General features: G+C 40.9%; 6 protein-coding genes, 6 tRNA genes and 1 pseudogene. 5 read left to right on the top strand and 8 right to left on the bottom strand.

All coding sequences use genetic code 11. From position 1 onward, the window contains the following. Positions 1-749 precede the first annotated feature (749 nt). Positions 750-1352 carry a histidine phosphatase family protein gene (locus V6259_RS19255; protein ID WP_341585911.1) on the bottom strand — a complete coding sequence of 201 codons (603 nt, stop codon included), beginning with the start codon at positions 1350-1352 and terminating at the stop codon, positions 750-752. 326 nt (positions 1353-1678) lie between these two features. Here V6259_RS19255 and V6259_RS19250 point away from each other — a divergent pair, with 326 nt between their 5' ends. From V6259_RS19250 to pyk, 3 genes are all read left to right on the top strand, one after another. Continuing rightward, positions 1679-2950, top strand: coding sequence for a GntP family permease (locus tag V6259_RS19250; protein WP_341585910.1), 1272 nt, complete (start codon positions 1679-1681; stop codon positions 2948-2950). A gap of 12 nt (positions 2951-2962) precedes the next feature. After that, positions 2963-5233, top strand: coding sequence for a phosphopyruvate hydratase (gene eno, locus V6259_RS19245; protein ID WP_341585909.1), 2271 nt, complete (start codon positions 2963-2965; stop codon positions 5231-5233). Between the two features lie 129 nt (positions 5234-5362). Then, entirely contained in the window at positions 5363-6805 is a 1443-nt protein-coding gene (gene pyk / locus V6259_RS19240; RefSeq protein WP_341585908.1) for a pyruvate kinase, read from the top strand. A 60-nt stretch (positions 6806-6865) separates the two neighbouring features. Here pyk and V6259_RS19235 read toward each other — a convergent pair whose 3' ends face one another. Next, a complete protein-coding gene (locus tag V6259_RS19235) occupies positions 6866-7852 on the bottom strand; it encodes a LacI family DNA-binding transcriptional regulator (protein ID WP_341585907.1) in 987 nt (328 codons plus the stop codon). A 770-nt stretch (positions 7853-8622) separates the two neighbouring features. On the opposite strand from V6259_RS19235, the gene V6259_RS19230 reads away from it, so the two are divergent. Both V6259_RS19230 and V6259_RS20120 read left to right on the top strand, forming a co-directional pair. Continuing rightward, positions 8623-9462, top strand: coding sequence for a helix-turn-helix domain-containing protein (locus V6259_RS19230; protein ID WP_341585906.1), 840 nt, complete (start codon positions 8623-8625; stop codon positions 9460-9462). A 67-nt stretch (positions 9463-9529) separates the two neighbouring features. Beyond that, a pseudogene (locus V6259_RS20120) lies at positions 9530-9742 on the top strand (IS5/IS1182 family transposase); the annotation flags it as partial. A gap of 1050 nt (positions 9743-10792) precedes the next feature. Here the strand turns inward: V6259_RS20120 and V6259_RS19225 are convergent. The 6 genes from V6259_RS19225 to V6259_RS19200 all read right to left on the bottom strand — a co-directional run bounded on the left by V6259_RS19225 (position 10793) and on the right by V6259_RS19200 (position 11628). Then, positions 10793-10868, bottom strand: a tRNA-Val gene (locus V6259_RS19225). A gap of 175 nt (positions 10869-11043) precedes the next feature. After that, positions 11044-11120: transfer RNA gene (locus V6259_RS19220), tRNA-Asp, on the bottom strand. Positions 11121-11172: 52 nt separating this feature from the next. Further along, positions 11173-11248: transfer RNA gene (locus V6259_RS19215), tRNA-Val, on the bottom strand. A gap of 50 nt (positions 11249-11298) precedes the next feature. Beyond that, a tRNA-Asp gene (locus V6259_RS19210) sits at positions 11299-11375 on the bottom strand. A gap of 50 nt (positions 11376-11425) precedes the next feature. Beyond that, positions 11426-11501: transfer RNA gene (locus V6259_RS19205), tRNA-Val, on the bottom strand. 50 nt (positions 11502-11551) lie between these two features. Next, positions 11552-11628 (bottom strand) — tRNA-Asp (locus V6259_RS19200). Between the last annotated feature and the right edge of the window lie 594 nt (positions 11629-12222).

The raw sequence follows: 12222 nt of genomic DNA, 5'->3' as shown, positions 1-12222 counted from the left end.
GCCGGAGCTTTAAAGCTTAGCTTACGACTCTTATGACTACGCGTTAATCTGCGTTAATCTGCGTTGATCTACATTAGCCTCGTTATTATTTAAACGGGGCTTTTTTTATGTTAGGTTTCCTGCCTTTGATTCAAACATACTTTATTTCTTAAAGGAAAAATCCACCCTCCCCTATCATATATTCTGGATAGCGTTAAAATAATGGTATTTAAGTGCTGAGAATTATTTTGTCTGATATTGATCATCTAGAGAAATATCTTAGCTTGGCTAAGTATTCTATTCCCGAGCTAAAAACAGTCGACAACTTAATAAAAAGTTTCTCATACTGGACTAAAAGATCAATAAAGTCTTGCGCTTCTACACATTATGAACAAACGCTTTTATGTCTCATGAGCTTACTAGAAAACCGATAGCATCTCAGTTCGTGAAAATTTATGACAACAATAATGTAATTGACACAGTAACCATCACCAAAGTAATAATCATATCCTCATATGAATTCTTTAAAAGTTGCGAACAACCACACATGCAGCAACCAAACTGTAGTGTTTCAATGTCAGTCACACTTTGCTCACAAAGAAATTCTTCGAAAATCTATTTTAATCAGCAGTATCCATTAAGGCCTATACCTTTAATTGTTTCCATTAGCCTATATAAGCCTGAATTCAAGTCCATCATGCATCTCTGGCTTTTACTAAATGCCAGTTTTACTACCCAGTTAGCATCTCAAAATTCTTACTGAAAAGGCTTCATAAAACACGAATTTTAGATAATTCTTCTCCATTGCTTTTTTCTAACACAATAAAGGCTCCATTTTTAGGATCTGGAATATTCGCCAAATCATTTAATGGTGTGGCAGTGTAATGCGCGAATGCTGTTTTGATGACCATCCAGTGTGAAACCACTAGTATGTTCTTACCTTTTTCTTTTAAAAAAATATCATCTAACGCTGCTACTACCCTAGATTTCAACTGCTCGAAAGATTCGGCACCTGGCAACCTAAACTGCCCTGGATATGTCCAGAACTGTTGATATTGTTCAGGATGCGACTGCTGAGTTTCCATCTTGGTTTTCCCCTCCCAGGGGCCAAGATTGATCTCTTTTAACGATTCGACAATAACAACATCAACGTTTCTGTCTTCCAAAATGATTTTGGAAGTATCTTGCGCTCTTTGCAAAGGGCTAACAAATGCTTTATGAATTTCATATTGCTCAAGTGACATTTTAGCTTGAGCTGCTTGATGCCTTCCGGTCTCCGTCAACACAGAGTTTTTTTGGCCTTGAAGGCGGCCTTCAGCGTTCCATGTTGTTTGACCATGCCTAACCAAGAAAATATTTGTTTTATTCAACATCTGACACTCATTCTAATTGGTTGAAATATGATTCTTTTATTTAATCTTTCTGCACTAAACCTAAAATTTCATATGAAGGATACTTACCTATCACTATTATCTGCCTGCTATACACCTTTGCAGCCCTAATTGATCCCATCTAAGATCACAAATTTTTTTTGGGATCTTTGTTTTAATCGTAACTTATTAATAACAATAATAAAATATTAGAATTCATGGATAAACCTTATGCATATACTGTTTTTTTATTGTAAAAATGGTCACGTGTGCGTATATTTATAAACATTAAAGCACACGTGACCATAAAAATAAGAAAGGAGATCATAATGTTAGAAGTTAGCCTGTTAGGTACAGTAGTTGCTCTCGTGGTCGCTATTGTCTCGATACTGAGAAACTATCCACCTGCATACGGCATGCTGTTGGGTGCAGCTATTGGAGGCCTGGTAGGTGGCCTTGAACTGTCAGAGACTGTGAGCGTGATGATCGATGGCGCCAAAGGCATCATGCCTGCTGTACTACGGATCTGTGCTGCAGGTGTGTTAGCAGGGATGCTCATCGAATCTGGAGCGGCCTCTCGAATAGCAAACACTATCATCGATAAGTTTGGTGATAAATTTGCCCTGCTTGCTATCGGACTGTCTGTTACCACCCTTACTGCTGTTGGCGTGTTTGTCGATATCTCGGTAATCACCGTTGCTCCAGTGGCACTTACCATCGGAAAAAAATTGGGTTATAGCCGAGTAGGTATCCTGTTAATGATGATCGGATGTGGGCACGCAGGTAATATTTGCTCTGCAAATCCTAACTCGATTGCGATTGCTGATGCATTCAACTTACCTCTCACCTCTGTGATGGCTGTCGGTATTATCCCTGCGATCGTCGGAATAGGATTCTGCTACTTCCTTGCGACGTATATAAACAAAAAACGTGGTGCCGATCTTGTTGATGACCAATTTTTTGAGTCTCATTCTGATACTAATTTACTGCCTTCATTTTTTTCCTCCATTATTGGTCCCATCACGGCCATCATCTTGTTGGCTCTGCGTCCAATTGCTGGCATTAACATTGACCCACTGATCGCTCTGCCTGTTGGTGGTGTTATTGGTGCTCTCGCAATGGGAAAAAAAGACAAGATTGGTTACTACTCAACGCAAGGTTTAGCCAAAATGGCCCCAGTATGCATCATGCTGTTGGGGACAGGTGCACTGGCTGGGATAATAACCGTATCCACATTAAAGCAAGATATGTTAGCTCTGATTGATATGTTTGGTCTGCCAGCCTATGTCTTAGCTCCAATTTCAGGTGCGCTGATGTCTTTTGCTACCGCATCAACCACCGCGGGCGCTGCAGTCGCATCCAATGTCTTTGGCCCTAGCTTGTTACAGCTGGGTGTATCTGGCCTGTCAGCTGGTGCGATGATACACGCCGGTGCTACCGTCCTTGGCGATATGCCACATGGCAGCTTCTTCCACTCTAGTGCGGGGGCAGTAAATATGCAGATCAAAGAACGCCTGCAAGTTTTACCGTATGAAATTGCAGCAGGTGCGGTACTTGCTATTACGTCCACTCTTATCTTTGGTGTCTTTTCAATTTTCTAAGGAATAATCGTAATGTTTGAATTAAAAGATCTACTTGAAAAATCAGGTGTTGTTACTGAAGGATCAATTTTCACCCCGTTAACGGGCGGCGTGTCTTCAGATATTTATCTGGTTGAAGACGGCGACAAAAAAATTGTCGTTAAACAGGCTTTGGAAAAACTTAAAGTTGAAGCTGATTGGCATGCTGATGTGTCGCGTAATAAGTTTGAGCTGCGCTACCTTCAATACGTAAACGAGTTCTTACCAGCATGTGTCCCTACAGTTCTGGAGGGTGATGAAGATTCAGGCTTCTTCTTGATGGAGTATCTGAGTGGTGACTTCAAAAATCTGAAAACGCAATTCCTAAACGAGGTTATTAACGAAGACGCTGTACTACGTGCTGTAGCTGCGCTGGCAAATATTCACAAGAAAAGTAAGAACGATCAGAAAGCGAAATCTTTATTTGACAGCACAGAGAATTTTATTGAGCTACGTGTTTCACCTTACTTCTACTACCTGAAAGAGAAGTTTCCATCCCTTGCTCCTCAAATTGATAAGCGTTGTGAGAATCTTCTGAGTAAAAAGTATGCCCTAGTACACGGTGATTTCAGCCCGAAGAATATTCTGGTGGATGACCATCGCTCAGTACTACTTGACTGTGAAGTTGCTTGGTATGGTAATCCGGCGTTTGATATGGCGTTCTTTATTAACCACTTGCTGCTGAAAGGCGTGCACACAGAAAACATGGCGTTTTTCGACCTTGCTCATAAAAGCCTACAGGAATATACAGAAAACTTTGAAGACATTAGCGCTGATATTGTTGAGCTTCTGCCAATGTTATTGCTGGCACGCGTTGCTGGAAAATCACCAGCTGAGTACCTAACGCCTCAGGCTAAGGCTATGATTGAGCCTATTGCGCTGCAGCTCATCAAAACAATGCCTAAGTCATTTCACGAATTAACTGACAAGTTTGTACATCGACTGGCTGCAAAAAGAGCAACGATTGAAGATATTGACGCATATCAAATTTACGATTCTCGAGGCAAACCAACTGTTGAAGTGGTAGTCACGCTAAGCAATGGCGTAAAAGGCGTTGGCATGGTTCCATCAGGTGCTTCTACCGGTCAGTATGAAGCCCTCGAACTAAGAGATGGCGACAAGTCAAAGTTCAATGGCAAATCGGTATTCAAGGCGGTAAATAATGTAACGAGCAAGATAGCCCCAGCTCTAATTGGTATGAGCCCAGACGCGCAGCGCGAGATCGATGATACGATGTTACGTTTAGATGGAACTCCAAACAAAGCATCATTAGGTGCTAATGCTGTCTTAGGTGTTTCTATGGCGTGTGCCAATGCGGCCGCGGCCAACAAAGGGCAGCCGCTGTTTAAACATCTGAGCTACCTCTACCATGGAGATGCTAATGTAGGTAACTTGCTGCCCCTTCCTGAAATTCAGCTAGTAGGTGGTGGTGCACACGCACAATGGCGTACTGACATACAGGACTTCCTACTAATTGTGAATGGCGCAAAAAACTATACGGAAACGCTAGAAGCCACTTTCCGTACGTATGAAGCAGCTGAAGCAATACTAAAAGAACGCGGCCTGCTTGTTGGTATCGCCGACGAAGGTGGCTTCTATCCGAACTTTGATAGTCACGAAGAAATCTTCGAATTTGTGATCGAAGCGATTGAAAAAGCGGGTTACGTACCTGGTAAAGACATTAGCATTTCCCTAGATATTGCTGCTAGTGACTTGTACCGTAATGGTAAATATCACTTCAGGCTAGAAAACAAATCATTCACATCCAGCGAGTTTGTTGAATTAATGGCGAGCTGGTGTGAGAAGTATCACGTTATATCTATCGAAGACCCACTGGCAGATGACGACCTTTCTTCTTGGGTCGAATTTATGAATCGTGTTGGCGACACAACCCAAGTCGTAGGTGATGATCTCTACACTACGAACATCGGTCGTATCAAAGATGGGATAGAAGCGAAAGCTTCTAACTCCGTCCTGATCAAGTTGAACCAGATCGGTTCGGTGTCTGAAACTTTAGACGCTATCCGACTGACACAAGATGTCGGCTGGTTACCTCTTGTTTCAGCCCGCTCTGGTGAGACAGAAGATGCCTTTATTTCACATCTATCAGTCGCAGTAAATGCTGGTCAACTAAAAGTGGGCTCGTTTGCCCGAAGCGAACGTATGATCAAGTGGAATGAGGTTCTACGTATAGAACGCGCATTAGGAGATGCTGCTCGATTTGAAGGTGCAGAACTGTTTAAAGTGAATACAACACAGCGTTAAAGCTAACAACAAGCCCGCTCTGCGATCAAGCCTCTAGTCAATCATGATTAGAATGCAAACGGAGCGGGCTTTTTATACCACTCATCAAGGCTAATCGCTCACCACTTTATCCACATATCGGAGTATTCAATGGCTAACAGGCTTAGACGCACAAAAATCGTTACTACTTTAGGCCCGGCAACAGATCGAAACAACAAGTTAGAAGAAATTATTGCAGCTGGTGCTAATGTTGTTCGTATGAACTTTTCTCACGGCAGTGCTGAGGAGCATATTCGACGTGCGAAACAAGTTCGTGAGATTGCTGCGAAACTTGGAAAACATATTGCTATTCTTGGCGACCTTCAAGGCCCTAAGATTCGGATATCGACCTTTAAAGACGGGCAAATTCAACTGTCCATAGGCGATAAATTCACACTGGATAGTGACCTACCAAAAGGTGAAGGCGATCAATGGCAGGTTGGACTGGACTATAAAGAACTGTCAAAGGATGTCGTGCCGAATGATACTTTGCTACTTGATGACGGGCGCGTGCAACTCAAGGTAACGTCCGTTCATGGCGGTAAAGTCCATACAGTAGTCGTCGTCGCAGGCCCGTTGTCTAACAATAAAGGAATCAATAAGAAAGGAGGAGGACTGTCTGCTGACGCCTTAACAGATAAAGATAAAGCAGATATTTTTATAGCAGCCAAAATGAAGGTTGAATATCTCGCCGTTTCTTTCCCGCGTAATGGTGAAGATATGAGATACGCCCGTCGTCTAGCTTGCGAGGCTGGCCTGAATGCAAAACTTGTCGCCAAAGTTGAGCGTGCTGAAACGGTTGAATCAGATGAAAACATGGATGATATCATTCTTGCTTGCGATGTCGTCATGGTCGCTCGCGGAGATCTGGGGGTTGAAATCGGTGACCCTGAACTCATAGGTGTGCAAAAACGACTAATCCGTCGTGCACGCAGCCTATATCGCAATGTGATCACCGCCACCCAAATGATGGAGTCAATGATTTCCAGCCCGATGCCCACCCGAGCCGAAGTAATGGACGTCGCTAACTCTGTGCTAGATGGTACAGATGCCGTTATGCTGTCTGCTGAAACTGCAGTCGGTGACTACCCAGTGGAAACTGTTGCGAGTATGGCAGAGGTTTGTTTGGGCGCTGAAAAAATGCCTAGTATTAACATCTCTGCACATCGCCTCAACCACACTTTCACCTCGATAGAAGAGGCCGTGGCATTGTCTACCATGTATGCTGCGAACCACTTAGAGGGTGTTAAAGCTATTGTTGCCTTGACAGCATCCGGTAGTACCGCTCTAACAATGTCCCGTATCAGCTCTGGCCTGCCAATTTTTGCATTATCAAATAATGAAAATACTTTAAACAATGCTGCCTTATACCGTGGTGTAACTCCTGTCTTCTTTCAACATGACTGTACGGGGTTAGATATTGTCACACAAGCTGTCGCTGCGCTAAAAGAGATAGATCACCTAATGCAAGACGATCTTATTATCGTGACCCAAGGTGACATGATTGATACTGTTGGTTCGACCAATAATCTACGCATCATTAAAGTAGATTAATTCAAAAAGATGTTACCTCTGAATCATAAAGCCGTGTCTATACAAACGCGGCTTATTTCATCAAGTTGCGCTATTACTAGTCGTATAATTCTCTGCAGATGAGGTTGAGTCAAAATGCCCCACATAACGAACGCTTGATGGTGGGCAGCGATCTTTAACTATTTTATGACACATTTGCGCAATCTTATCGAGTGGTAGAGTTAGTCTGCTTGTTTTGCTGAGTTGCGCCCCCCACGAAAGGCCACCAAAAAGCACCGCTTCTACACTTCCTAAAAGCTGACGTTCAATAAGATATTTCAACGCAGCTTGGGTTATCACTTCACTACCAAAGATGATCGCAGAAAACCGGTGCTTGCTAAATAGTGATTGTAACTCCGAAGCTACTGCAGTATGGCTGTATAAGGATGTGGACGTCATATTGCTTGGAATACCATATCGCTCACAACCCGAAATAAAACCCTGAAGACGCTCAATACCCGTACTGGTATTTAACTTTCTTCCCAAATAAGCAATTTGTGTATGCCCTTTTGCATACAATTCATCAACAACAGCTCCCATACTTTTTGTATCGTCAATGCCAATAAACGACACGCCATCGTCATTAATTGCTTTTCGTATGAGTTGAATGCCATTGCTCGCTTTGATCATTGCGATTGACACATCAGTAATGTTTGGACTTGGTACCAGTAAAATTGCAGCGGGGCGTAATGACAGAAGCTGTTTAATAGCCGTTTCTTCTAACTTTTCGTCATCTTTGGTCACTGACAAAATCACATTCACACCATCTTCTCGAAAAAAATCAGTCAATGCGCTTGTTAGCCTAGCATAGAACGAATTATCTATGTCAGGGATTAATAGCCCTACGGTTTTCAGATTACCGTTCTTAATTATGTTTGCTGCTTGGTTTACCACATAGCCTTGCACTTCGGCCTCCGCCTTGATCCTTATTTTTGTTTTTTCTGATATTGAAGGGTGATCATTGAGAGCTCTAGATACCGTGGAGTGGGATACACCTAATTTTTTTGCCAAGCTTTTTATTGTTATCACTATTTTTACCAGCTATAGAAACCAAATGAAGTTATATAGAACATTATACACTAATTGAATTGATATAAGGTTCATATCTATTTGCCGTAAAGCTTATGGGAGAAGTGTGATAGCTCTTAAACAGCTAACTATACTCAGAAACCATTTTCGGAAAATCGAATATTGGAATTCATACATAACTTAAAGTAGGATCCCGCTGAGACTTTACGGACTCAAAACTCTGCTCCATTTTTTCTTCAAGCACAATCCCCAGAAGATGCTTCATCAACCCTTGCATCACCCAATATCTGTAACTACTTAGATTTACACTAGGTAGCTTAAATACGAGATACAAGTGATAAACAAAATTTTTCTTTATGCAACACTCAGATCGTTCGACACCAAAAGAGCAAAAGCCTTTTTATAGCGTTATATTCCACTTCAAAGCGCTTAATCTGCTTTTCTAACTCGCGAACTAGACGATGCGCCTCGCAATTCTGGATACCCCATATTTCATACCTCCAATGGCTCCAACAGCTGTTGCGACGCTATAATTGTCTAGGACAAGCTACATGACTTCTTAACGGAATTCAGGGTTAAAATTAGGCTCTCTTAGTTTCGTCATTCGGTATTGAACCACCTATAAAGTTCACGATATATAGCTACAAAAAGAATAAAATAGTAAAGTTGAATTTATAAGCTCCTAAGTATAAACTTGATTTTAGTGACTCCTCTATCCTATGAGAAAATTCATAAATTTAATTATAAAGTAAAATGATTAGGAATAAATAGTGATATCAAATGACAAAGAATCTAAAAACCTTTCAAAAAACCTTAAGACTCTTTGTAGCTATTACAAATCTATTTCAGATGTCTGCCGTAAAACTAATATAAATAGACAACAATTTAATCGATACCTTAATGGAAGCACATTCCCTTCTTATAATAACTTGAAGACAATATGCGATTTTTTTGGTGTTGATCAAGATGAAATCATAAAAGACTCTGTTGACTTTAAGAAACTAATAAGTGAATCGACAATAAATAATAATAAAAATGATACACCTGAAGCTATTTCGTCATATTTAGATATTTTAAAAAACTCATCAAAATATGGCCTAGATCGATATTGTGGGTACTATTATCGATATATTCTATCAGGTGGATTTCCTGGGAATATCTTAAAGTCTTTGATCAGAATATATAAAAAGGATGATTTCTTCTACTATTGGCATGTGGATAACCTAACGTCTCATTCACCGGCTATAAAAAAATCAGCTAGATTTAGATATGATGGTATAGTATTTATGATATCTGAAAGAATCTACATCACAGAACTTGAATCTAAACTAAAGTCTGCAATTTCCGAGACTATTTTAATGCCTAGACCAAGCTATCAACATGGAAATAAAAACCTTTCAGGCATAACCTGCTACTCTACTTCGGATATATCACATCAACCAGTGTCTTCGAGAGTATTTCATGAATATTTAGGTGAAAACATCAACATTCGTCAAAAGCTTAATGAGTGCGACTTATTCCCTACTGACGATAATTCTATTTCAGAAGATATAAAGGAAGCTATTTTCAGCCCCCCTCTTTTCCCTACGGATATTTTATCAACAAACTAATTACCTAGGCTCTACTAAGCGAAAATATGAATAAGTCGCACGCATGTTTTAATCCTAGAGCCTGACCATGCTACATCAACTCACTTTTACCGACAGCGAATTCAGCAACAAAACACGTAATGGATTTTCTTAACTCGAATGGATGTACTGATGCCGTAGGATCAGCTTGAAGCGGTGATAGAACCCTTCTATCCAAAAGCTGGAAAAGGAAGAAAACCGTACCTGCTACCTACGATGTTTGGGCTCTCACTGTATGCTGCATTGGTACAACATGAGCGACCCGCGCTTATGAAATCACATCCATGCTTTTTTTACTGGGTTGTCGTTAGACAGTGTCTGCTTAAAACTGGAAAGCTGACCACACTACCCTTTCAGCTTGTCCACATCAAAAGAGCGGACACTTTTTTTAAAATGTCTTTTTCCATTTCAAGGCGTTTAGCTTTCTTTTCTAACTCGCGAATTCGACGCTGCTCATCTGTCATTGGTGTTATTTTTGGGAATTCGCCACGTACTACTGAGCGGAGTTGTCTAATCTATTTATTCATAGTCGATTCCACCATTCTCATCACCTCAGTTGCTTCTGAGACACTATAATTTTGTTCTATAACAAGCTGTGCCGCTTCTAAACGGAGTTCAGGGCTAAAATTAGATTTTCTTGATTAACCTGTAAAGTTATGAGGCGAGTTTATCATCTCTAATCAGGCGACCAAATTCACTATGCCCCTACACCATCTGAAGTATCTGGTATAACTATTATGACCTCTATTTGACGAAATAATGCGTTGTAATTAGTGCCCACTCCTTGCCCCTCTGATTAAGAGTAAAAACCATACACCAGTGCTCAATACGAGGACACTCACTCAAATACGATAAACAAAAAAATGACTTATTATTGGCACTCTGATCACATTGGGATTTTAACTACGACAGCGCTGACCAATATCCCCTAACAAGTAATTTCTTTATTAGTCAGTGAGTTACACTGATAAAGAAAAATACACTTTAGATACATTAAAGTAACTTAGCAACCAATGTGGTCACAGAATGATTGTGACCATGTACATCATGGTTTTTTTCTAAACCAAAACAAGCGAAGGTCAAAAAACACTTAAAAAATAACTAAAATGGTTATTTAATGAGAAATACAGAAAAGCGGAATATTAAGAATGGTCACATGGTGGTCACAGATTCGCCACATGGAAAATTAAAGTGATATTTTGATTTATTTGAGAGAGATGAAAATAAAATATTAGACAAGAATGAAAATTTAGAAACTCAATAAAATCGGTGATTTACAGGAGTAAAACACTTTTAAATATAATTTATCAAGTGGTGGGTGTGGAGAGGTTCGAACTCCCGACATTCGCCTTGTAAGGGCGACGCTCTCCCAACTGAGCTACACACCCGCTCTACTTAAAAAGCAAAATGGTTTTACATCTTATTAGATGGGAAATTATGAACTTCCGGTGTCACGCACATTGCTAGGAAAAGCTTCCTAACTTAGTTATACACTTACTGTTTAGATAATATGAATATCTAATAACTCTTTGCCAAACTCACCTCTTTGAGAAAAGAAGTAATTGGCGGAATGGACGGGACTCGAACCCGCGACCCCCTGCGTGACAGGCAGGTATTCTAACCAACTGAACTACCACTCCAACACAATCTAAAACTCTCGCTTATCTCTCAATAGGCCCACTGTTTAGTAAGTGGTGGGTGTGGAGAGGTTCGAACTCCCGACATTCGCCTTGTAAGGGCGACGCTCTCCCAACTGAGCTACACACCCGCATTAAGCTAAACCCTACTAACCAATAACTTATTGCTTAAATAAGTAATTGGCGGAATGGACGGGACTCGAACCCGCGACCCCCTGCGTGACAGGCAGGTATTCTAACCAACTGAACTACCACTCCAACACTATGTGTTTTAAGTCCCAGCAGACTCATCTTTTACATCGATGCGATGGTGGGTGTGGAGAGGTTCGAACTCCCGACATTCGCCTTGTAAGGGCGACGCTCTCCCAACTGAGCTACACACCCGCATTAAGCTAAACCCTACTAACCAATAATTTATTGCTTAAATAAGTAATTGGCGGAATGGACGGGACTCGAACCCGCGACCCCCTGCGTGACAGGCAGGTATTCTAACCAACTGAACTACCACTCCAACACTATGTTGTTTTAAGTCCCAGCAGACTCATCTTTTACATCGATGCGATGGTGGGTGTGGAGAGGTTCGAACTCCCGACATTCGCCTTGTAAGGGCGATAAATCAAAAGAACCTTAACTCACCTCAACCAACAACGAGGGAGATTCTAACTAACTCTCATTAAAAATCAATAGTTTAGTTAAAAATTTATTGACTAAAAATAAGAACTTAATGTTTTCGCATAACTTCAGCAAACCAATTTTTGAAAAAAATGGTCACAAAATCACTCTGCGAAACCAACAAGTCATTTACGAGCCATATGAGCTTCGCTCGACAACGGGCGCAGATAATACAGTAATGATTTCCTATGTCTATAGTTATCAATATTTTTCTTCGTCTCTTCGTAGATAGGTAGAAAGCTTACATACATTTTTTACTGCTTTTAGGCTACATACTTTATAAGCAGTATCTTCATAAACATCCGGCTGTAGTGGTCAAGTAAAACTGGCCACGGTTTTATAGTTTCTCCAGTACAGTTCTTCCGCTTTATTCGGTGGCAACATTCTATTGTGTTGATGCGGCCTGATTTGGCTGTAGTATCCTACTATGTAA

It is taken from the genome of Marinomonas sp. TI.3.20 (assembly GCF_038155025.1).
In the GTDB taxonomy this organism is placed as follows: Bacteria; Pseudomonadota; Gammaproteobacteria; order Pseudomonadales; family Marinomonadaceae; genus Marinomonas; species Marinomonas flavescens.
This window is presented reverse-complemented; position numbering and strand designations above follow the sequence as displayed.

Excerpts from the sequence above, each read along its gene's own strand:
- V6259_RS19255 (WP_341585911.1), bottom strand. The coding sequence starts at position 1,352 with ATGTTGAATAAAACAAATATTTTCTTGGTTAGGCATGGTCAAACAACA.
- V6259_RS19250 (WP_341585910.1), top strand. The coding sequence starts at position 1,679 with ATGTTAGAAGTTAGCCTGTTAGGTACAGTAGTTGCTCTCGTGGTCGCT.
- eno (WP_341585909.1), top strand. The coding sequence starts at position 2,963 with ATGTTTGAATTAAAAGATCTACTTGAAAAATCAGGTGTTGTTACTGAA.
- pyk (WP_341585908.1), top strand. The coding sequence starts at position 5,363 with ATGGCTAACAGGCTTAGACGCACAAAAATCGTTACTACTTTAGGCCCG.